At 37.2% G+C, this 21,720-nt stretch carries 25 protein-coding genes and 1 tRNA gene; 17 read left to right on the plus strand and 9 right to left on the minus strand.

The genetic code is table 11. The features are described from left to right. Nucleotides 1–91: transfer RNA gene (locus H4J39_RS01020), tRNA-Ser, on the minus strand. A 148-nt stretch (nucleotides 92–239) separates the two neighbouring features. On the opposite strand from H4J39_RS01020, the gene H4J39_RS01025 reads away from it, so the two are divergent. The 6 genes from H4J39_RS01025 to H4J39_RS01050 all read left to right on the plus strand — a co-directional run bounded on the left by H4J39_RS01025 (nucleotide 240) and on the right by H4J39_RS01050 (nucleotide 3,163). Next, the gene (locus tag H4J39_RS01025; RefSeq protein ID WP_182225594.1) at nucleotides 240–848 is read left to right on the plus strand and encodes a DNA-3-methyladenine glycosylase I; all 609 of its coding nucleotides are present in this window, start codon (nucleotides 240–242) and stop codon (nucleotides 846–848) included. Nucleotides 849–985: 137 nt separating this feature from the next. Beyond that, complete coding sequence (locus tag H4J39_RS01030; protein WP_070373648.1) at nucleotides 986–1,651, plus strand: Bax inhibitor-1/YccA family protein; 666 nt, start codon at nucleotides 986–988, stop codon at nucleotides 1,649–1,651. A 126-nt stretch (nucleotides 1,652–1,777) separates the two neighbouring features. Further along, nucleotides 1,778–2,152, plus strand: a complete 375-nt coding sequence (gene tusD, locus H4J39_RS01035; RefSeq protein WP_182225595.1) for a sulfurtransferase complex subunit TusD — start codon at nucleotides 1,778–1,780, stop codon at nucleotides 2,150–2,152. A gap of 7 nt (nucleotides 2,153–2,159) precedes the next feature. Next, nucleotides 2,160–2,531, plus strand: a complete 372-nt coding sequence (gene tusC / locus H4J39_RS01040; RefSeq protein WP_182225596.1) for a sulfurtransferase complex subunit TusC — start codon at nucleotides 2,160–2,162, stop codon at nucleotides 2,529–2,531. A 6-nt stretch (nucleotides 2,532–2,537) separates the two neighbouring features. Continuing rightward, complete coding sequence (tusB, locus tag H4J39_RS01045; protein WP_182225597.1) at nucleotides 2,538–2,834, plus strand: sulfurtransferase complex subunit TusB; 297 nt, start codon at nucleotides 2,538–2,540, stop codon at nucleotides 2,832–2,834. Next, nucleotides 2,831–3,163, plus strand: a complete 333-nt coding sequence (locus H4J39_RS01050; protein ID WP_182225598.1) for a TusE/DsrC/DsvC family sulfur relay protein — start codon at nucleotides 2,831–2,833, stop codon at nucleotides 3,161–3,163. The genes tusB and H4J39_RS01050 overlap by 4 nt, the downstream gene beginning before the upstream one ends. Before the next feature lie 27 nt (nucleotides 3,164–3,190). Here H4J39_RS01050 and H4J39_RS01055 read toward each other — a convergent pair whose 3' ends face one another. The 3 genes from H4J39_RS01055 to ppsA form a co-directional block, all read right to left on the minus strand. Further along, complete coding sequence (locus H4J39_RS01055; RefSeq protein ID WP_182225599.1) at nucleotides 3,191–3,394, minus strand: hypothetical protein; 204 nt, start codon at nucleotides 3,392–3,394, stop codon at nucleotides 3,191–3,193. 106 nt (nucleotides 3,395–3,500) lie between these two features. After that, complete coding sequence (locus H4J39_RS01060) at nucleotides 3,501–6,578, minus strand: FAD-binding and (Fe-S)-binding domain-containing protein (protein ID WP_182225600.1); 3,078 nt, start codon at nucleotides 6,576–6,578, stop codon at nucleotides 3,501–3,503. 212 nt (nucleotides 6,579–6,790) lie between these two features. After that, the gene (ppsA, locus tag H4J39_RS01065; protein WP_182225601.1) at nucleotides 6,791–9,166 is read right to left on the minus strand and encodes a phosphoenolpyruvate synthase; all 2,376 of its coding nucleotides are present in this window, start codon (nucleotides 9,164–9,166) and stop codon (nucleotides 6,791–6,793) included. A gap of 473 nt (nucleotides 9,167–9,639) precedes the next feature. Between ppsA and H4J39_RS01070 the strand changes: the two genes are divergently transcribed. Together H4J39_RS01070 and H4J39_RS01075 are read left to right on the plus strand one after the other, a co-directional pair. Next, nucleotides 9,640–10,449, plus strand: coding sequence for a pyruvate, water dikinase regulatory protein (locus tag H4J39_RS01070; RefSeq protein WP_182225602.1), 810 nt, complete (start codon nucleotides 9,640–9,642; stop codon nucleotides 10,447–10,449). 136 nt (nucleotides 10,450–10,585) lie between these two features. Next, nucleotides 10,586–11,641 (plus strand): 3-deoxy-7-phosphoheptulonate synthase, encoded by a 1,056-nt coding sequence (locus H4J39_RS01075; RefSeq protein ID WP_182225603.1) that lies wholly within the window; start codon nucleotides 10,586–10,588, stop codon nucleotides 11,639–11,641. A 136-nt stretch (nucleotides 11,642–11,777) separates the two neighbouring features. On the opposite strand, the gene clpA is transcribed toward H4J39_RS01075, so the two are convergent. Both clpA and clpS read right to left on the minus strand, forming a co-directional pair. Further along, complete coding sequence (gene clpA, locus H4J39_RS01080) at nucleotides 11,778–14,030, minus strand: ATP-dependent Clp protease ATP-binding subunit ClpA (protein WP_182225604.1); 2,253 nt, start codon at nucleotides 14,028–14,030, stop codon at nucleotides 11,778–11,780. Between the two features lie 28 nt (nucleotides 14,031–14,058). Further along, entirely contained in the window at nucleotides 14,059–14,379 is a 321-nt protein-coding gene (clpS, locus tag H4J39_RS01085; RefSeq protein WP_182225605.1) for an ATP-dependent Clp protease adapter ClpS, read from the minus strand. 206 nt (nucleotides 14,380–14,585) lie between these two features. Between clpS and cspD the strand changes: the two genes are divergently transcribed. Beyond that, a complete protein-coding gene (cspD, locus tag H4J39_RS01090; RefSeq protein ID WP_182181100.1) occupies nucleotides 14,586–14,807 on the plus strand; it encodes a cold shock domain-containing protein CspD in 222 nt (73 codons plus the stop codon). A gap of 218 nt (nucleotides 14,808–15,025) precedes the next feature. On the opposite strand, the gene H4J39_RS01095 is transcribed toward cspD, so the two are convergent. After that, nucleotides 15,026–15,493, minus strand: a complete 468-nt coding sequence (locus tag H4J39_RS01095) for a nuclear transport factor 2 family protein (protein ID WP_182225606.1) — start codon at nucleotides 15,491–15,493, stop codon at nucleotides 15,026–15,028. Between the two features lie 12 nt (nucleotides 15,494–15,505). After that, nucleotides 15,506–15,697, minus strand: a complete 192-nt coding sequence (locus H4J39_RS01100) for a DUF3185 family protein (protein ID WP_182225607.1) — start codon at nucleotides 15,695–15,697, stop codon at nucleotides 15,506–15,508. A 307-nt stretch (nucleotides 15,698–16,004) separates the two neighbouring features. Here H4J39_RS01100 and H4J39_RS01105 point away from each other — a divergent pair, with 307 nt between their 5' ends. After that, nucleotides 16,005–16,484: a hypothetical protein gene (locus tag H4J39_RS01105; RefSeq protein ID WP_182225608.1), complete on the plus strand. Its 480-nt coding sequence runs from the start codon at nucleotides 16,005–16,007 to the stop codon at nucleotides 16,482–16,484. Nucleotides 16,485–16,685: 201 nt separating this feature from the next. On the opposite strand, the gene H4J39_RS01110 is transcribed toward H4J39_RS01105, so the two are convergent. Then, the gene (locus H4J39_RS01110) at nucleotides 16,686–17,642 is read right to left on the minus strand and encodes a calcium/sodium antiporter (protein ID WP_182225609.1); all 957 of its coding nucleotides are present in this window, start codon (nucleotides 17,640–17,642) and stop codon (nucleotides 16,686–16,688) included. A 145-nt stretch (nucleotides 17,643–17,787) separates the two neighbouring features. Here H4J39_RS01110 and H4J39_RS01115 point away from each other — a divergent pair, with 145 nt between their 5' ends. From H4J39_RS01115 to H4J39_RS01145, 7 genes are read left to right on the plus strand one after another with little or no spacing between them, the layout of a single operon-like run. After that, on the plus strand, nucleotides 17,788–18,309 hold the full coding sequence (locus tag H4J39_RS01115) for a Na+/H+ antiporter subunit E (protein WP_182225610.1): 522 nt from the start codon (nucleotides 17,788–17,790) through the stop codon (nucleotides 18,307–18,309). A gap of 2 nt (nucleotides 18,310–18,311) precedes the next feature. Beyond that, nucleotides 18,312–18,608, plus strand: a complete 297-nt coding sequence (locus H4J39_RS01120; protein ID WP_182225611.1) for a monovalent cation/H+ antiporter complex subunit F — start codon at nucleotides 18,312–18,314, stop codon at nucleotides 18,606–18,608. Continuing rightward, nucleotides 18,598–18,924, plus strand: coding sequence for a monovalent cation/H(+) antiporter subunit G (locus H4J39_RS01125; protein WP_182225612.1), 327 nt, complete (start codon nucleotides 18,598–18,600; stop codon nucleotides 18,922–18,924). Before H4J39_RS01120 ends, H4J39_RS01125 begins: the two co-directional genes overlap by 11 nt. Then, nucleotides 18,921–19,196: a hydrogenase subunit MbhD domain-containing protein gene (locus H4J39_RS01130; RefSeq protein WP_182225613.1), complete on the plus strand. Its 276-nt coding sequence runs from the start codon at nucleotides 18,921–18,923 to the stop codon at nucleotides 19,194–19,196. Before H4J39_RS01125 ends, H4J39_RS01130 begins: the two co-directional genes overlap by 4 nt. After that, entirely contained in the window at nucleotides 19,193–19,876 is a 684-nt protein-coding gene (locus tag H4J39_RS01135) for an MnhB domain-containing protein (protein ID WP_182225614.1), read from the plus strand. The genes H4J39_RS01130 and H4J39_RS01135 overlap by 4 nt, the downstream gene beginning before the upstream one ends. Next, nucleotides 19,876–20,235: an NADH-quinone oxidoreductase subunit K gene (locus H4J39_RS01140; protein WP_182225615.1), complete on the plus strand. Its 360-nt coding sequence runs from the start codon at nucleotides 19,876–19,878 to the stop codon at nucleotides 20,233–20,235. Before H4J39_RS01135 ends, H4J39_RS01140 begins: the two co-directional genes overlap by 1 nt. Beyond that, nucleotides 20,198–21,691: a complex I subunit 5 family protein gene (locus H4J39_RS01145; protein ID WP_182225616.1), complete on the plus strand. Its 1,494-nt coding sequence runs from the start codon at nucleotides 20,198–20,200 to the stop codon at nucleotides 21,689–21,691. Before H4J39_RS01140 ends, H4J39_RS01145 begins: the two co-directional genes overlap by 38 nt. Nucleotides 21,692–21,720 lie beyond the last annotated feature (29 nt).

Below are 21,720 nucleotides of genomic sequence, written 5' to 3' on the forward strand. Positions count from 1 at the left end.
TGGCGGTGAGATAGAGATTTGAACTCTAGAAGGGCTATAAACCCTTGCTGGTTTTCAAGACCAGTGCTTTCGACCACTCAGCCATCTCACCTGAATGTCTTAAAACAATTGCTTGCTTGAAGACGAGGCGAATATTAAAGTGTCGAAAAACACTTGTAAAGCATTTATTTCCGAAAGCTAACCGTTTGCTAAAAAAAACATCACATTGCTAGCTATTTAAACAACATTTAAGGTTGTATATGAATAATGAAAACTCTGCCCTGAAAATTTGTCGCTGTTCTTGGCTTGATACCTCAAAACCTGATTATGTAAAATATCATGATGAAGAATGGGGAGTGCCTGTTTATGATGATCAAAAGCTTTTTGAATACCTTACACTCGAGTCTGCACAAGCAGGTTTAAGTTGGTACACTATTTTAAAACGCCGTGATGGATATCGGACAGCATTTGATAATTTTGATGTAAATATTGTCGCGACTTATGATCAGAATAAAGTTGAAGCACTTTTACAAGACGTTAGCATCATTCGGCATCGAGCCAAAATTAACGCTGCCATTAATAACGCGCAGTGCTTTATTGATATTCAAAAGGAGTTTGGTAGTTTTAGCGCCTATATGTGGCAATTCGTTAATAACAAAACCATTGTAAATTCATGGCATACCGGTGACAACAGCCCTGCTACATCTCCAGAGTCAGATGCTTGGTGTAAAGATTTAAAACAGCGTGGTTTTAAGTTTGTGGGACCTACCATTTGCTATGCACATATGCAGGCATGCGGAATGGTTAATGACCACAATATTGACTGTTACAAACGTTCACAAATTATTAATGAATATCAACAGATTTAAGCAACTAAATAATAGTAATTTAAAAAACACCATGCCATAATATGTCAAGATGTCGAAGTAAATTTTAAGAATACTCTTGAATTCTACTTATACGACCTTATCTAAAAAGTATAACTAAAGTTATCAGAGGAAGTTTTATGCAATCAAATATTGGTTTACAGGCTAGTAAAAGTTCAGCTATAGAAATTAACAAGGTACTTAAAAATACCTATATGTTGTTATCAATGACATTAGCTTTTAGTGCCGTTACTGCCGCTATTTCTATGTCGTTAAACCTGCCACATGGTGCAGCACTTATAATGACATTAGTCGCTTTTGGCTTAATGTTTGTTGTAAACAAAAAAGCTGACTCAGCGAGTGGTATTTTTTGGATTTTTGCATTCACTGGTTTAATGGGTGCCTCACTAGGCCCTATGCTTAACCATTACGCAGCAATGCCTGCTGGCCCTGGAATGATAATGCAAGCCTTAGGTGGTACAGCATTAATATTTTTCGCCTTATCAGGTTACGCATTAACCAGTAAAAAAGACTTCTCGTTTATGGGTGGTTTTTTAATGGTTGGTTTGATTGTGGTAATAGTGGCAAGTATTGCAAATATTTTCTTTCAAATACCGGCACTTTCATTAGCGGTTAGCGCAGCTATTATCATGATTATGTCTGGCTTAATCTTATTTGATACCAGTCGTATAATTAATGGTGGTGAAACAAACTACATTAGAGCAACCATTTCTTTATACTTAAATATTTACAACATTTTCGTACATTTATTACACCTTCTAGGTGTAATGGGCGGCGATGATTAATATCGTAAGATAATAGAATGTAAGTGAGTTATTGCTTATAATATAAAACCTCGTTGATCTCACGGTCAACGAGGTTTTTTTATATTCATTTATAGCCACTATTTTCTTGTGCATGTAGGACATCTTGTGAAAAAACTCGCCTTTGTTATTACCACGCCACCCAACAGTAATTTAACAGCTACCGCTATTAATATGGTTACCGCTGCGCTACAAAGTGGTATTGAAGTTGTTGGAGTATTTTTTTATCAAGACGGTGTTTTAAATGGTAGCCTGCATCTTGCCATTCCTAATGACGAATACCAAGCTCATCATCAATGGCAACAGCTTCACAACGACCATAACCTTGCTTTACATTTATGTGCTACGGCAGCAGAGAAGCGTGGGTTAAGTGACGATATTAGTGATAAGCAAGCGACTAATATTCATCAAGCATTTACCTTGTCAGGCTTAGGTGAGTTAGTAGAATTGAATGTAAACGCTGATCGTTTAATTCAACTGTAAGGAATTTATGATGACTCAACCTGAAAAATCAGTTGCTATAATTAATGCCAGTGCACCATTGTCAAAAGCCAATGCTAAAGATGCTCTGGATATTGCACTTATTTTTGGCTCTTATGAACAAGCCGTTAGTTTGTATTTTCTTGGTGATGGCGTTTATCAATTAATCGCGGAGCAACAGCCTGAGAAGGTTGAACAAAAAGACTTCTTAAAAACTTTTGCTGCTTTAGAATTTTACGACATTGAAAATATTTATGTCTGTCATCATTCAATGATTGAACGTGGTTTAACGAACCATTTTTCTATTGAAAATGTACAAGTACTCAACCGTGATGATTTCTCAACATCATTACATCAACATCAAACAATATTAAGGTTTTAACCGACAATGAGTATGCTTCATTTAGTGCGCACTTCCGCTTTTCAAGCGAATGATTTCCAGCAATGCCTTAACGTAATACAAGCAAGTGACACCCTCGTTTTACTCGATGATGGTTGCTACAATATTAGTCATGATTTATGGCAAAAAGCTTTAAGTAAAGTAACCCTATCAGCACTTTATATTGTTGAGGCACATGCTCAAGCAAGATCAATAGCTATTGATAAAAACATAATTAATGCGTTATCACTAGAAGCTTTAATGACCCTCATTTGTGAAACAGAAAAATCGGTAACTTGGCAATGAGCTTACACTTTAATGCACAAGAAATAGCTACCGACAAGCAAGGCTATTTAATTAATTTTAAAGAGTGGCACAGTGATTTAGCGCAGTTAATTGCTGATAAAGACGAACTAGTATTAACAGAACAGCATTGGGAAGTTATACGCTTTGTTAGGGCGTTTTATCTAACCTACAACACATCTCCTGCGATCAGAGCATTGACGAAGGCAATGAAAGCTGAGTTCGGAGAAGAAAAAGCCAGTAGTCGGTATTTATATCGATTATTCAAGGAAGGTCCAGCAAAACAAGCAACAAAGTATGCTGGCTTACCAAAGCCAGCACGATGCATTTAATGGTTTAAAAAATACTTAATATCAATATTAGACTTTTATATTGATATTATAACCACTATTACCTACGGTAGGTAATGCCGCGGAATCAAGACCTGCGGCAGAGGCTATTAGCTTTAACGCCATTTCACCTTCAAGTTCTTGTTGGTTCTTAGATAACGCTGCGGTTTTTAAAGCATGTCCCGTTGTTATATTGGTTTGAACACCTTCAGTATTATTTAATGATAATGACATAAAGCCTCTCACATTTTAGCTATTCACATAGCAAGTTAGAACAAGTACAACATTTGTCATAAACTATATCGACTCGCTTTATCATAACTTTAGCCCATGAAAATATTTAGTCAAAAGCTGATAATAACGCCTCCACAGGATGACGAGTCTGCATGTTCCCTAAACGCTTTGTTTGGCTTCTACAGGAGTAACCGGTAACTAAGACTTGTTTAGCCTCTAATGCAGCTAATTTATTTTGCCAACTCATTTCAAAAAGCATTTTTGAATTTTCAAAGTTTACTTGCTCGTGACCATAAGTACCGGCCATACCACAACAACCAACAGAGACATTTTCAAGTGTTAAACCAAATAACTTAAATATCTCACGCCATTGCCCTTCACTACCGGCTAATGCCGTTTTCTCAGTACAATGCGCAAATAATTTATAAGGAACAGCCTGCTTTTCATGGGCTAATGATGAAAGCGCGGTTTTAGTATTTTGATGTGCTATAACCGTTAATAGCCACTCATGGGCTAACAACACATGAAAGTCACCTCGTTTATCGCCAAGCGTTTGTTTGTATTCATCGCGATAACAAAGCGTTAATGAAGCATCTAAACCTACCATAGGAATATTTAATTGATGTAGTTCATTTAAAAACTCAGCGGTATTTTTAGCTGTTTTTGCAAACTTAGCTAGAAATCCTTTTACATGCTGCGGCTTACCATTAGGTTTAAAGGGTAATAATACCGGAGTAAAACCTAATTTTTCGATTAACGCCATCATGGCTTCAACCACATTTGCATCATAAAAAGACGTAAAAGGGTCTTGCACGATCAAGACATGGCTCGCTTGCTGCTCGGCGTTTAGGTTTTTTAAATAAGCGAGATCAAAAGTTTTATAATTTTTGTCACTCACTTGCTTTGCCAAGGTGGGCACAGACAATATTGGGGTATCAATATACCCAATAGTTGCACGTGAAAACTTGTCGTACCATTGGTGAGATAACACCGAATTAATTAATTTAGGCGCTTTCGCCATTAATGGCGTTAACGTTTCTACATTAGCGACAAGATGATCTTTTAACGGACGAAAGTATCTTGAATGATATAAGTTGACAAAACGCGCTCTAAAGTCTGGTACATCTACTTTTACAGGGCATTGGCTTGCACACGCTTTACAGGCTAAACAACCTTGCATGGCTTCCATCACCTCATGAGAAAAGTCTTCTTGTTGATTAGACGAAAAACGATTCTTTATTTTATCGAGTAAACGTTTTACTGACCAATGCTGAATATTTTCTTCTAAAGCCAATATATCTACACCCTTCGCTTCTAAAAGGCGTAACCACTCACGCATCAACCCAGCTCTACCTTTTGGCGAGTGTCTTCTGTCACGAGTTACTTTACTTGACGGGCACATTGGGCTATCTACATCATAATTAAAACATAAACCGTTGCCATTACAGTCAAGTGCTGAGCTAAATGAATCTTTAACTGTTATAGGAATTTGGCGGTCGTAAAATCCTCGTTTGGTATCGTCGACTGAAACGAGCTTTTCTTTCGACTCAAGCGGCGTACAAATTTTACCAGGATTCATTTTATTAAGTGGATCGAATACTGATTTTATTTTTCTTAATTCGTTGAATAAATGTTCACCAAAAAACTGTGGGCTATATTCACTGCGATAACCTTTACCGTGCTCACCCCACATTAAGCCACCATACTTGGCGGTTAAAGCAACCACTTTATCGGAAATTTCACGCAATAACTTTTCTTGTTCTGGATCGCACATATCCAGTGCCGGGCGGACATGTAAAACGCCAGCATCAACATGACCGAACATACCATAATGTAAATCGTAACTATCGAGTAACGCTCGAAATTCAACAATATAATCAGCTAAATTTTCAGGAGGTACGGCAGTATCTTCAGCAAAAGCTAACGGCTTTTGACTACCAGGCGTATTACCTAATAAACCCACTGCTTTTTTGCGCATACCATAAAGTTTATTGATACTGCTTAAATCGGTAGTCACTTGGTAACCAATAACACCCGTGTTGTTGCTTATGTCTTGCGTTAAACGTGCGGTTAACTCCGCCACTTGCTCTGCTAGAGCTTCGATACTTGTTCCGTTGTATTCAACGATATTAATACCGTCCATCACTTTATTTTCTACGTCAGTAATTAAATCACTCACAGAATGCCAAACAATGTCTTGCTTCGCTAAGTTCAAGACCTTTGAGTCAATGGTTTCCACAGATGTCGCTTTAGCTTCAACTAATGCTGGAGAATGACGAAGTGCCGAGTCAAAACTGTCATATTTAATAACGATCAGTGTTTTAGCTTTTAATATCGGCGTTAAGTTAAGCTTTGCTTCACAAACAAACGCTAATGAGCCTTCTGAACCGGTGATCAAACGAGAAACATCGAGTTGGCTTAAGTCATCATTAAAAACATTCTCCAAATCATAACCGGTTAAAAATCGATTTAAACGAGGAAATTTTTCTAAAATCAAGTCGCGATTATCACGGCAAGAGTTGAGTACTTGTTTGATAATATTGCCGTAACTGCTATTTTGTGTGGCAAGTTCTTCTGCTTGCTCAATTGCCATTGGTGATGTTGAAAGCATGTCACCGTTCGCTAAAACCGATTCTAACGCCAACACATGGTTTGAAGTTTTTCCGTAAACCAAAGACCCTTGCCCTGAGGCATCTGTATTGATCATGCCACCAATGGTTGCACGGCTACTGGTTGATAAATCAGGAGAAAAGAAAAAGCCATGGGGACGTAAATAATCATTTAATTGATCTTTAATGACACCGGCTTCAACACGTACCCAGTTTTCTTCAATGTTAATTTCTAAAATACGGTTCATGTATTTTGATAAGTCAACGACAATACCTGGCGTTAAACTTTGACCATTTGTGCCAGTACCACCGCCACGTGCACTAAATTTTATGCTTTGATATTGTTCAGTTGAAGACAATTGACTGATCAATTGTATGTCTTTTTTGCTTCTAGGATGCAAAACCAATTGCGGCAATTGTTGATAAATACTGTTGTCTGTAGCAACCGCTAAACGGGCACTATATTGGCAATTTATTTCACCTGTATATTGACTTTTACCAAGCTCCTGAGAAAACTTTTGATACAACGGAGCGATAAGTTCTAGGTGTTCTAATGAAGGTAAGCTTTGAGACATAAGCGAAAAACATACTGACAATTAATAATGTTTTCAGTATATCACGTCAGTTTTGATTTATGACCAAGTTTTGCTTAAGAGAGCAAAAAGGCTAAGAACTTTTTAACTAAACTTATCGTTAAAAGATCCTAGCCTTTATCAATGATACTGCCCGCAAGACTGAAGCCTTACGTTAAAAACAGTTTATACAATTATGCTTTATGGTTTATGGTTTATGGTTTATGGTTTTCAGCAATATACAACCAAGTTGCTAATACGGTATCTGGATTAAGCGAAACACTGTCAATACCTTCATTAACCAACCAAGCGGCAAAATCAGGATGATCTGAAGGGCCTTGGCCACAAATACCAACATATTTTCCACGTGCTTTACACGCTTTAATTGCCATTGATAGTAAAGCTTTAATAGCAGGGTTACGTTCGTCAAATAAATGAGCGATTAAGCCAGAGTCACGATCTAATCCGAGCGTTAATTGCGTTAAATCGTTTGAACCAATAGAGAAACCATCGAAGTGATCAAGAAATTGATCGGCTAACAAACAGTTAGAAGGTAATTCACACATCATAATGACGCGTAAACCATTCTCACCGCGTTTCAAGCCATTCTCAGCCAGAATTTCAATGACTTGTTCAGCTTCTTCTACCGTACGAACAAATGGGATCATCACTTCTACGTTGGTCAAGTCCATATCGTTACGAACACGTTTTATTGCTTCACATTCAAGCGCAAAACATTCACGAAAGTCTTTCGAAATATAACGTGCCGCGCCACGATAGCCGATCATCGGGTTCTCTTCTTCTGGCTCAAACACGTCACCACCAACCAAGTTAGCGTATTCGTTAGATTTGAAATCAGACATTCTAACGATTACTTTCTCTGGCGAATAAGCAGAAGCTAAGGTGGCAATACCTTCGGTTAATTTAGCAATATAAAATTCAACTGGGCTAGCGTAACCAACAATAATATCGTTAATTTCATCTTTTAAATCATCAGATTGCTCATCAAAATTTAATAACGCTTTCGGATGAATGCCTATCATCTTATTAATGATAAATTCTAAGCGGGCTAAACCAATACCTGCATGCGGTAAACGTGCAAAACCAAAAGCTCGATCGGGATTACCCACATTCATCATTATTTTTAATGGAACTTCTGGCATTGAATCGACTTGAGACGTTGTGACGGTAAAATCAAGCTTGCCTTGATAAATAAAGCCAGTATCGCCTTCAGCACAAGAAACCGTTATATCGTCACCATTAGCAATACGTTTTGTCGCATCACCACAACCAACAACCGCAGGAATCCCCATTTCACGGGCAATAATAGCCGCATGACATGTTCTACCACCACGATTAGTCACAATCGCCGAAGCGCGCTTCATGATAGGCTCCCAATCAGGGTCGGTCATATCAGTAACTAATACATCACCGGGCTTAATTTTGTCCATTTCAGCAAGAGAAGCTAAAACTTTCGCTTGGCCACTACCAATTTTGTGACCAATTGAACGACCTTCACAAATAACATCAGCTGTTGCTTGTAATTGAAACTGTTCCATTACGTTAGCACTTTCACGGCTACGTACGGTTTCAGGACGCGCTTGTACAATATAAAGCTTTCCGTCTAAACCGTCTTTTGCCCATTCAATGTCCATTGGACGTTGATAATGCTGTTCAATAATAACAGCCTGTTTAGCAAGTTCTTGTACTTCATCATCAGTTAACGAGAATTGATTTGACAATGCTTCTTCAATATCAACAACTTCAACTTGTTTTCCGTGACTTTCATCCGCTGTGTAAATCATTTTTATGGCTTTACTACCAATATTACGACGAACAACTGCAGGTTTACCTTTGGCAAGTGTCGGTTTATGAACGTAAAATTCATCAGGGTTTACCGCGCCCTGCACAACCATTTCACCTAAACCGTAGCTTGAAGTAATAAAGACTACATCTTCAAAACCTGACTCAGTATCAATAGAAAACATCACACCACTTGAGGCAATGTCACTACGAACCATACGTTGAATACCCGCAGATAAAGCAACACCGCGGTGATCGTAACCTTGGTGAACACGGTAAGAAATAGCACGGTCGTTAAATAATGAGGCGTAAACATGTTTTATAGCAATCATCACTGCGTCAAAACCACGTACGTTTAAAAAGGTTTCTTGTTGACCAGCAAAAGAAGCATCTGGCATATCTTCTGCTGTTGCCGATGAACGCACCGCAAAAGAAGCATCGTCAGCAAAACCGTCAGCTAACTTTTCGTAAGCCTCAGCAATATCTAACTGCATTTGTGGGAGAAAGGGCGTTTCTATAATCCAGTTACGGATCGTTTCACCTGATTTTGATAAGGCTGCTAAATCATCGACATCTAAATTATCAAGAAGCTGATATATTTTATCATTAATACCACTTTGTTCTAAAAATTCATTAAATGCGAAAGAAGTTGTGGCAAAACCACCCGGGACTTGTACGCCTACGTTTGAAAGGTTTGAGATCATTTCACCGAGTGATGCATTTTTTCCGCCAACGCGGTCAACATCATTCATTCCTAAAACTTCATACCAAAGTACATTTTCTTGCACGACATCTTCTCCAAAAAAAAGAAACAAAAATAAATAGATTTATATGTAATACCCAAGCTACTTGAAGATGCAATTTCAGAGCTAAGCTAGGAAATCAGATTAAGACGCGATACGCAGAGAATGGTCATTCTCGACAACTGCGTCCTGCGTTGCCCTAATGGCCCACATCCGTGTGGGAACCTTTTCAATTATCGCAACGCAGAACTGATTTTCTAGCTTATCTCCCTACGGGCAAGCCGAGAAAGGGTCATCTCCTAAGTTATTAATTTCGATAATAGAATAACTATTGTCTTCAATCAATTCCTTGGTGCTAACCCTTTCTCGACTTGCTGAAACTTGTATTTTCAAGTAGTTTGGGTATTTATCAGTATATTTATAGCTTAAGACATTTTACACTGCGAGCTTTATAAACTGAAATGTTATTTGAAACATTTCATAATAAGTTACAGTTATTGATAATAAAGAGGTTTTAAATGCGCGCTGCTTTTTATATTTCTGATGGTACAGCAATTACCTCAGAAGTTTTTGGTCATGCTTTGCTTTCACTTTTCCCCATGGAATTTGATCACGATACTATTTCATTTGTTGAAACCATTGAAAAAGCCGAAGCGGCGAAAATAAAAATTAATAAAGCCGCTAAACGTACGGGTATGCCTCCTTTAGTTTTTCATACTTTTGTTAATAACGACATCAGAGAGATTATTGATAGTTGCGATGGTGTTATTTATAATTTTTTAGAGCACTTCGTCGCTCCACTTGAAAAAGAGCTAAAGCTAGAAGCGAAGCCAACCGCACATAGAACACACAGTATCCATGAGAATAGCTACGATTATCGTATCGATGCGGTTAATTATTCATTAGCAAATGATGATGGTTCAAATGTAACCAATTATGAACACGCTGATGTTATTCTTGTGGGAGTCTCACGTTCAGGTAAAACCCCTACTTCATTATATTTAGCACTTCAGTATGGCATTAAAGCGGCCAACTACCCTTTTACTGACGATGATATGGATGATTTAACGCTACCTGATTTCTTAAAGCCCCACAAAAAGAAACTGTTTGGCTTAACCATTGACGCACAACGCTTAATTGATATTCGCGGGGAAAGATTAGCCAATAGTAAGTATTCATCAGCCAGACAATGTCGAATGGAAGTAAGAGAAGTTGAAAAACTTTATAAAAAAGAAAAAATCCCCTTCCTTAACAGCACTAAGTTTTCGGTCGAAGAGATATCTGCAAAAATTCTCAATGAGACTGGCTTACAACGCTATAAATATTAACTTAGTTCAAATTAATCTTTTAAAAGGCAGAAACCATTTCACATAAGCCGTTAATTTGGTTATGTTAGCGCGATAAATTATATTGCGCTGACTTTCATTGCGCATTAACGCTTTTAAATAAATAAATTAGAATACCATGACTATTAAAACCGATGAGTTTAGAACCACGCTAATTGAAAACCTTGTTTCTCCTGAAGAATTAGCACAACAAATTCCATTAGATGATGAAACAGCAAGTTTTATTATTCAAAGTAGAAAAGACATTGAAGCGATCATTAATGGTGAAGACGACCGTTTATTAGTCATTATTGGTCCTTGTTCAATTCATGATACGACTGCAGCGGTCGATTACGCTAAAAGACTTAAAGTATTACATGATAAATATCGCGATGAACTATTAATTGTTATGCGGGTTTATTTTGAAAAACCACGTACCACTGTAGGTTGGAAAGGACTTATCAGTGATCCTGATCTAGACAAATCGTTCCATGTAGCTAAAGGTTTAAACTTAGCACGTTCATTATTGATGGATATTAATAGACTCGGTTTACCTGCGGGCACTGAGTTCTTAGATATGGTTACCGGTCAGTATATTTCAGACTTAATAAGCTGGGGTGCTATCGGCGCTAGAACGACAGAAAGCCAAGTTCATCGTGAATTAGCCTCGGCACTTTCTTGCCCCGTAGGCTTTAAGAATGGTACTGACGGTAATGTACAAATTGCTGTTGATGCAATAAAGGCAGCCAGTGTTCCCCATGTGTTATATTCGCCAAACAAAAGTGGTCAAATGTGTATTTATCAAACACATGGTAACCCTTATGCTCACGTTATATTGCGTGGCGGTAAAGAACCAAACTACCACCTCGCAGATATTAAGACTACGGGCGAAGTGTTAGCTAAGGCTGGCTTAGAAAATCGTATTATGATCGATTGTAGCCACGGAAATAGTTATAAAGATCACAATAAGCAAATTGATGTTGCCCGTTCATTAAGAGCTCAAATTGAGCAAGGTGATAAAGCTGTATTTGGTGTAATGGTCGAAAGTTTCATCGTTGAAGGTAACCAAAAAGTTGTTGATGTAAACAAACTAACTTACGGACAAAGTATAACAGATGCCTGTATTAATTTAGACACCAGTGTAGATTTGTTAGACGAGCTATCAGCCGCTGTGCAAGCTAAACGCTCAAGTTAAATTAAAATATAAACACAAAAAAGCCGTTTAGGATAATTCCTAAGCGGCTTTTTTATTGATAAATATATTTTGATATCTTTCAGATAAGGCCAATAAACGCTCTCTAACCACAGCGTTTATTGTTCTGTGCTAAAACCTAGTGCTCAACTAATTCTTTCTTCTGTATATAACTAAGCACTAATTTGTCTTTTTTAACCCCCACCTTTGCAACACCACCATGAGTGAGATCACCAAACAATAGTTCATTCGCTAAAGGCTTCTTTAATTGCTCTTGAATTAATCGAGACATAGGACGAGCACCCATCGTTTTGTCATATCCTTTCACCGCTAACCATTTCTTAGCTTCTTTAGTCAATTCTAATGAAACGCCTTTTTCATCCAGTAAAGCTTGCAACTCAACAATAAATTTATCAACAACTTGTTGAATAACGACTTCATCTAAATGATTAAACCAAACAATATTGTCTAAGCGATTTCTAAATTCAGGCGAAAAGGTTTTATTAATTTCACCCATCGCATCAATCGACTGATCTTGCTGCTTAAAACCGATTGATTGGCGGGTTATTTCATGTGCGCCAGCATTTGTAGTTAACACAAGCACAATATTTCTAAAATCAGCTTTACGGCCATTATTATCGGTTAGAGTTCCGTGGTCCATAACTTGTAGGAGAATGTTGTATACATCTTCATGTGCTTTCTCTATTTCATCGAGTAATACCACAGAATGAGGGTGTTTAATGACAGCATCCGTTAATAACCCACCTTGTTCATAGCCTACATAGCCTGGAGGCGCGCCTATTAAACGACTAACCGCATGTTTTTCCATATACTCAGACATGTCATAGCGAAGTAACTCTACACCTAAAGCTTTAGCTAACTGCTGAGTTACTTCAGTTTTCCCAACACCTGTAGGACCGGCAAAGAGGAATGAACCTACGGGTTTTTGTTCACTGCTTAAACCAGCTCGGGATAGTCGAATAACAGAGGTTAATTCATCAATAGCGTGGTCTTGACCAAAAACAACCATTTTCAAATTACGGTCTAATGTTTTAAGGCTGTCTTTTTCTGTTGATGAAACTGACTTTTCTGGGATCCTTGCCATTTTTGCAACAATCGATTCGATATCGCTATTATTGATCACTTTTTTGCGTTTAGAAGCAGCAACAAGTTGTTGTTTAGCACCCGCTTCATCAATAACATCAATAGCTTTATCAGGGAGAAAGCGCTCATTTATATATTTAGCTGACAATTGTGCAGCAGCACGCAATGCTTTGTTGGTGTAACGAATACCGTGATGTGATTCGTATTTTTCTTTTAAGCCCTGCAATATTTTAGTGGTGTCTTCAACACTTGGCTCAACCACATCAATTTTTTGGAAACGACGGGCTAAGGCACGATCTTTTTCAAAGACACTTTGGTATTCTTGATAAGTTGTTGAACCCATACAGCGTAACTTACCAGACGATAATAGCGGTTTTATTAAGTTAGAAGCGTCCATCATACCACCAGAAGCGGCACCCGCACCGATAATAGTATGAATTTCATCGATGAATAAAATAGCATTACCATCTTCTTCTAATTCTTTTAATAGGCCTTTAAAACGTTTTTCAAAGTCACCACGATATTTGGTTCCTGCTAATAATGCCCCCATATCAAGTGAGTAAATAGTAGTTTCAGCTAAGAATTCAGGCACATCATCAGAAATCAATAGATTAGCAAGGCCTTCAGCGATAGCTGTTTTACCTACCCCTGCTTCACCAACAAACAACGGATTGTTTTTACGGCGACGGCTTAATACCTGCAACGTGCGCTCTAATTCACTATCGCGACCTATTAATGGGTCAATATTACCTTTTCTAGCTTCTTCATTAAGGTTAGTGGCAAAGTTCTCAATAGTGCGTGGCTCTTCTCCTACTTGTGCTTCATCAGTCGATTGAGGAGAATCAACATGTTCTATTTTAGATATCCCATGAGAAATAAAGTTAACAATATCCAAACGGCTAATATCTGATTTTTTCAAAAAATAAGCGGCTTGAGATTCTTGCTCACTAAAAATAGCAACCAATACATTTGAACCAGTAACTTCACTTTTTCCAGAAGATTGCACATGAAAAACTGCACGTTGTAATACCCGTTGAAAACCCAACGTAGGTTGAGTTTCACGCTCTACTTCACCTTCGGGGATCACAGGCGTTGTTTCTGCAATAAAATCTAATAATTCTTTACGGATTTTTCCCATATCAGCTGCACATGCTTTGAGTGCTTCAATTGATGAAGGGTTATCCAATAAAGCTAATAATAAATGCTCCACCGTCATAAATTCATGACGAGAGTCTTTGGCTTGACGGAAAGCCATATTTAATGATATTTCTAAATCTTTGTTCAGCATAGACTACTCCACTTTAAACCATGCGAATTCACGCTTTTTCCATTGTACATTGCAATGGGTGCTCATTTTCTAATGCGTATTGGTTTACTTGCTCAACTTTTGTTTCTGCTATTTCAGAAGTAAAAGTACCGCATCGACCTTTGCCTTTATAATGAATCTCTAACATTACGTCAGTCGCCTTGTCTGAGTTCATATTAAAAAATCGACACAACACATCTATAACAAAATCCATCGGTGTATAGTCATCATTTAGTAAAATGACAGTATACATAGGGGGCTTTTCAAATTGCTCAACGAACTCTTCTTCAAGAACTTCCTGATTATCTATTAACTCTTTCCACTTGCTCATAATTTTATATTAGTCTGTACCGGGTGATTTTGCTTTAACATTTACAAAAAATTAAATTTGTAAATTACTTATAAAATAAACTTGATTATTTTCAGAGGTTGTCTACTGTTTAATTTAGTGATTATTTTTTAATCACAAATATATTTATGTTAATGCTTTTAGGCAAGCATACCTAATTACCGATGAATATAGAAGGAAGTTGAAGTATGGCTCACGGTACAGTGAAGTGGTTTAATAATGCAAAAGGGTTTGGTTTTATTCGTCCAGAGGACGGTGGTGAAGATATTTTCGCGCACTATTCAACAATCCAAATGGAAGGATACCGTACATTAAAAGCTGGTCAGGACGTAGATTATGAACTAAATGCAGGGCCTAAAGGCCACCATGCTGCTAGTATCACACCTGATGAAATTGAAGGTGAAGAATAATTTCAATATCGCAAAAATAATCCAATAAAAAACCTGTTTGTCAGTATAACAAACAGGTTTTTTTTAAATAAAAAAATAACTGGTTAATGTCACGCTCATATTTTTATAAATATGATCATTTTATAACGCTCATTACTATTACTAGCGTTACCTTTTAATATTTCATACTTGTACTAAATTATCGTTTTTTTACTCTTTTTAAAGGCTACTCTGAGTATTTACTCATGATACTTTCGTATCACTGCCACTTTACCCTTTTCTATTTCTAAGACTTCCATCATCGTTTGAACATAAGCTATCGGTTGGTTATTTTGAGGATGGATACCTTTAGCGCTATTCTTATATCTAATCGCTATGGCTGAATGATTAAAAATAAATACATCCAACAGTTCCGCTTGATATTCAGTGTGCGCACCTAAATAAAAGGTCATACCTTTACGCATTGATATTTTCCCATCTGCCTCTCGAGAATCATCGGTTACATAGGGTAAATGCGAATGCCCAACATCATCAACAAGTAAAGCTAAATAATTTTCAAGTTCTTTTGTTGTGGCATTAGGTGCTTGACTCGCGACCATGGCATCAAAGTATTGTTGAGCAAAGACCTTTAAATCTAGCTTTGACTCATCTGCCCAAGCGGATAGTGAGCAAGCAAATAGAAAGGAAATAAGTGACCACTTTTTCATATAAAACCCTTCTTATTTTAATCGAGTGATACCAACTAATACGCAGACCACTCCACCAACCATTCCTGCCCAAGCTTCAATGGGCGTATCACCATTTAATGCTCGACTTAACTGAGCGCTAGCAGCATCATAAATATTATAGCCCCACAAAGCTAAAACAACGCCAACAATGATAAATACAATTCCAAACATTTTATTATTCATAGATTCTTCCCATTAAAAAACTGATAAAACTCATTTAACGTTGCGTGAGCTTTATTAACGATAGAATAAACATTATGCACGATTATATATAGCGAGTTAATATTTTAAAGGTGTATTTTTTGTAAATGTAGCATAATTTCTTTATTATAAATGAGTAAAAATCATATTAAACATAACCCAATAATCATATGTAAGCCCTTCTATTAATGCATTATTTATAATCCAAAAATTTCTCTTGATAATATATAGTAATAATTTGCACTCGGTATATACTGTTTAAATATTTTTATATAAAAAGGCTACGTTAATGTTTAAACGTTTATTGTTTATTGGAGTTTTATTTGCGCTAAGTCAGCAGGTTAGTGCGACTGATAAGTTGATCGTTAACTTCGACCTTAAGCAAGAAAAAAGCGTACGAAGTCAAGGCAATGTTTTAGTAACATCAAAGCTTACGACTTGGAATAAAGGACTGAGAAGCAGTTACGTGCAATTAAAGTGTCGACAATTAGAGAATGGTAAAACTGAAAAACTCTTCTCATCAATTGACTATTTTGATGGCCTGAAGGTAACCCATCAAATGCTAAACGATGAAGTAGAACTCACGGTTGTGCACAGTAGAGTTAAACCCCAAGCTATTGAAATACACAAACTACCTGATGATGAATGCAAAGATATGTCTCCAATCGTGACGACTACGGTTGAGACTTACAAGTTTATGGCCAAAAAAGGCTTAACAGAATCTTACCCTTTCGGCAAAAATATGACCTTTAGTTATAGCCTTAATTAATCATCACTATGCGCTCCGCCTTTGCTACCATACCAAAATCAAAATAATTGGCTTTATTGTTCAGCGGTTATTAAATTTTCAAACAGTCAATCTATAAAGACTTGATGCTCGGATTTGCTCTTAACATCGAAAATCAGTACTATTTTTTATACTCGCTAAGCTCATTACTTTTTATAGCTTTTGAGTAAAAGTAATTATTCTCTAGTTAAATAAGTAGTAACCAAGCCCAACATATAACACATAAAACAACAGCAGAAAAACTGATTTCATTTTACTAATTGAATGGCCAAACAATAAAAACGCTGTCAATACCACCGTAATAAACAACAAGGCCCATTGATCAAAGTCAGCAAATCGCCCTTCAAAAGCAATAGGAGAAATAAAGGAAGAAACACCCAAAATACCTAAAATATTAAAAATATTGCTACCTACAACATTACCAACCGCTACATCCATGTGTTTTCTCAATACCGCCATTATCGAAATTGTAAATTCTGGCAATGAGGTACCTATGGCTACTAATGTTAAACCTATAAGTGCTTGTGATACTCCTAAATGCGTAGCAATAACCGTAGCACCAGTAACAAACCACTGTGCTCCTAGCATCAACATCACTAAACCTGATACGACAGATAATATCACTAGCCATAGATTATGTGGCTTAGCATGTAATGCTTTACCTTCGTCTTGATGGAGTTTCTGAGAAGGCGTTTTTTGGTTTTTTTCTGTATAAATAGTAAAGCCTAAATAAGCAAATAGTGCGCTAAGCATCAACAGACCCGAAAGCAACGAAAAAGCCCCCGTTAAGCCCACTAATATAAGTAAAATAACTGCCGCTAACATCACCAAAGCATCACGTTTAAGTGCTGACTGCTTAAACGCTAATGGCGCAATCAATCCACAAGTACCGATAATAAGGCCAATATTACCAATGTTACTCCCTATTATATTCCCTAATGCGACTGATGCGTTGTTATTCATAATGGCATTAACTGAAACGATTAATTCAGGCATAGAGGTGCCAAAGCCAACAATGATTAAGCCACTTAAAAATGGCGATATCTTAAGTTTATTAGCCGCAGACATAGCGCCACGTATTAAAAGCTCACCGCCAATAATTAACATCACCAGCCCTGAAACCATCATTATATAATTCATTAATTCGCCTGTAGGCTGCCCGTAAAAAACTTTTTTTTAGTATATAGTGAAAATAACAAAATGATGACAATTTTTTGTATGCTTTGCTGTAGTTAGCTCCTATAATTGTGATTAATCTTATTGATAAAATACTAAGTCTTAAATCTTGTTTTACTTTATATCCAGCCTGTTATTAACCGGCTTTTGGTTTTTACTTTCTGACGGTGATATTACTTCACTACTTGTGGGTGTCGTCTTTATCCCAATGAGTGTTTATGTCTCTGCCAAATTATCTGAAAAAACTGACCTTGCTAATCGTGCGTTTTACATTAATATCGCTAAGATACCAAAATTCATCTGGTTTTTTCTTTATCAATCCATAAAAGGGGGCACCGACACAGCAGTGAGAGTGTTCTCTTTTGACATGAAATTACAGCCTGAATTTATACATTATCCTATTAAGCATTTGCCTGCAGGTTCACCAATGAATTTGTTTATGAATGTAGTGAGTTTATTACCAGGTTCTGTCAGTGTAATAAGAGAACCTACTAGCGTGCTCGTTCATGTATTAGCTGTCACTAAAAGTTCATTAGAAGATATCTATGAATGCGAACTCGCGATTTGTGAACTGTATAGTTTAGATATTTCTTCACAATACCAAGATTCATCAACAAGAAAAGTGAGTTAAAAGTGACTGTTTTTTATATTGCTGTGATTGTTCTTTTACTGCTTTGTTTAATTATAGGGTTAATAAGAGTATTAATTGGGCCTGACAACGCTAACCGTATGTTAGCCGCTCAACTGTTTGGCACTATAGGCACAACAATTGTTATTATCTTGTCGGTATTACAAAATAACGAAGTAATAACTAACGTTGCGTTAGTCTTTACTTTATTGGCGTCAATTACAGTGATTGCATTTTTAAAGTTGGCAGAACAACCTATCGACCCTACTTCTACTTCGGATAACCACAAACATGATAGCTAACCTATTTACGGTAGTAATGCTGTCGCTTGGTTGCATTTTTTTTATTGCTGGAACCTTAGGGTTATTACGTTTCCCTGACGTTTTTTGTCGCTTACACGCCCTCACTAAATCAGATAATTTAGGGTTAGGCTTAATCACCTTAGGTTTGCTACCACAAGTAAATAGTGTCTCTATGGGAATAAAAGTTCTCTTGGTATGGGCGTTGTTATTACTCACTAGTGCAACGAGTTGTCATTTAGTTGCCCGACATGAGCGCAGAAGACAAATCAGTGAGAGCGATGGCAATCACAATACAAACGGGAAAAATGATAGATGAATATAGACTTATCCGTTGATATTTTATTATGTATTTGTGTCTTGGTTATCGCTAGTTCAATGTTTTTAGTGAAGCAGTCGTTTACTGCCATTGTTTTATTTATAAGTCTTGGGCTGGTGATCACACTTTGTTGGATCCAGTTGGAGGCTATTGATGTTGCGATCGCTGAAGCGGCTATTGGTGCAGGATTAACCGGTGCAATGTTGCTGGCATCATGGAGAAAGTTGTCTATCGATAAGCCCTCTGAAAAAAAGACTAGAGGTGACCTTTGATAAAATTTTTGACAAACAATCGTCATGTTATTGAAAAAATATTGATTGTTATTTTAGTCACCCTTTTTACGGTGTTTTTCATATTTGCTTTATTTAATCAGCCATTACACAATAATGAGTTACAAGCATTAGCCGTCAATCACCTTGATAAAACAGGTGTAACTAATAGGGTTACTGCCGTACTTTTAAACTACCGTGCTTACGATACCTTCATCGAATTTGCTGTTTTTCTCTGTGTGGCAATAGCGGTATTACCTTACATTTTAGATACTCCGATATTAACATTTAAACTTCAAGAAGAGTCTCAAGTTTTACTCATTGCCAAGGTCTTTATTCCGTTAACCATTATTATGGCCGGTTACTTACTGTGGATAGGCTCATCCAAGCCTGGGGGTGCTTTTCAAGCATCGGCATTACTAGCGGGGTGTTTAGTGTTATTGTCTTTAGCGAACGTACAAGTCATTGATTTTACTAAATTACGTTACCGTTTATTTATGTCGTCTGGATTAATAGCCTTCTTAGCCGTTGCTGCCCTGCTTTACTTGCAGTCAATGTCTTTTCTGACATTTCCGGTTGAACTTGCAGGCGCCATTATTTTAGTCATTGAATTTTTTGCCACATTTGCCATTGCCTTGATATTATTTCTTTGTTTTGAATCGATTAACAAAGGGCATGCGTAATGGAGTTTACTCAAACTAATTTATATACCCTATGTTCAATTTTATTGTTCGCGATTGGCTTACTGGGTTTTTTATTAAATACCGATTTTATCCGTAAGCTACTTGGTTTAAATGTTATTGGGATTGCTATTTTTATGTTGTTGCTTGCTGTAGCACACACTAACCCTAATGCGATTGACCCTATTCCACACGCGATGGTGCTAACCGGAATTATTGTTGCTGCTGCAGGTACCGCTTTAGGTCTCAACTTAGCGTCTAAAATAGCTAAATTTGCTCGACTTGTACAAAAAGAAGAAACCGCTAGCCAATCAGAAGTGCTAGATGAAACAAGTAACAACGATGTGCGAGGTCAGCATTAAGATGATTGATATTTTCATCACGGTCTTTTCAATTCCTGCATTAATCCTAGTACCTATGACCGTTGCTATTATTTGTTTTGTCGCAGGTAATATCCAATTAAGCCGTATAATAAGTGTTATTAGCTCAATTGCTTTAGTTGTAATATGTGCACTACAAGCAGGTTATGTATTACAACAAGTTGCACCCATTGAATTAGTTATTGGTGGTTGGCAACCACCACTAGGGATAAAATTATCAATTAACGAATTTAGCACAATTATGTTGTTAATGACCTCTACCATTGGCTTGACAATAACCTTCTACAGTACCCAATACTTTGATGATGACGAAAAAGAAGTACGTTTCTGGCCTTTATGGTGGTTTTTGATCACTGCATTAAATGGTATTTTTATCTCATCCGATATTTTTAATACTTATATTATGCTCGAACTTTTAGGGCTCTCTGCGGTAAGTTTAATTGCTATTCAAGGAACTCAACAAGCACTTCAGGCATCATTTCAGTACCTATTAGTTGGGCTATTTGGCTCATTGATGTATTTATTAGGCGTCGCAATTATTTATCGTACCTATGGGGTTCTTGATAATCAATTGATTGCTAGTTTAGTTGAAAGTAATACAAGTATGCAATTAGCGTTAGCACTTATAACGCTCGGTATGATGATGAAGTGCGCGTTATTTCCGTTACACTTTTGGCTGCCTTCAGCACATTCAAATGCTTCAGCACCGGTAAGTGCTATGTTGTCAGCTTTAGTGGTCAAAGCTGCGTTCTTTATTTTATTCACCTTTTGGTTTGAAATTCTCACGCCTGTTGTCACTTCAGTGGCCGTTACTATCATGGGTATATTTGGCGCAATGGCTGTGGTTTATGGTTCTTATCGCGCATTTACTTCACCCAGACTAAAGCAATTAATTGCTTATTCTACTGTCGCTCAAATTGGTTATTTATTCTTAGCATTTCCGTTAATGTTTACCACACCAGATTTAGCTCGAACAGCGGTTATTTACTTCATTGTTGCCCACGGTTGTGCCAAGGCCGCTATGTTTTTAGCGGCCGGTGTTATCCAAAAAGCAATGGGACATGACCAATTATCTCAGCTGCAAGGTATAGCATCACAGTTACCCATTAGTATTTTTGTTTTTGCTGTAACCAGCGCCAGCTTAATTGGCCTTCCGCCAAGTGGTGGTTTTATTGCTAAATGGTTATTACTTAATAATGCCGTAGAAGCTCAGCAGTGGTGGTGGGTTGTAACACTATTTGTAGGAGGTTTATTGGCTAGCGCCTATCTATTTAGGGTGCTAAACCTAGCATTTACAACGCCGACTCAAGAAAACTCACTTAACGTTTTAGCTATCAGTGAAAGCAAACTTATTGGTGCAGTTGGACTCTCTGTTATTACGATTATCATCGGATTAAATGCGATGTGGTTAACCAACCTTATTACGGGTAGTTATTAATGATTAATGTTGTAAAAGCGCTTCAAGGA

Origin of the sequence: Colwellia sp. Bg11-12 (genome assembly GCF_014076955.1) — a bacterium.
Classification (GTDB): domain Bacteria; phylum Pseudomonadota; class Gammaproteobacteria; order Enterobacterales; family Alteromonadaceae; genus Colwellia_A.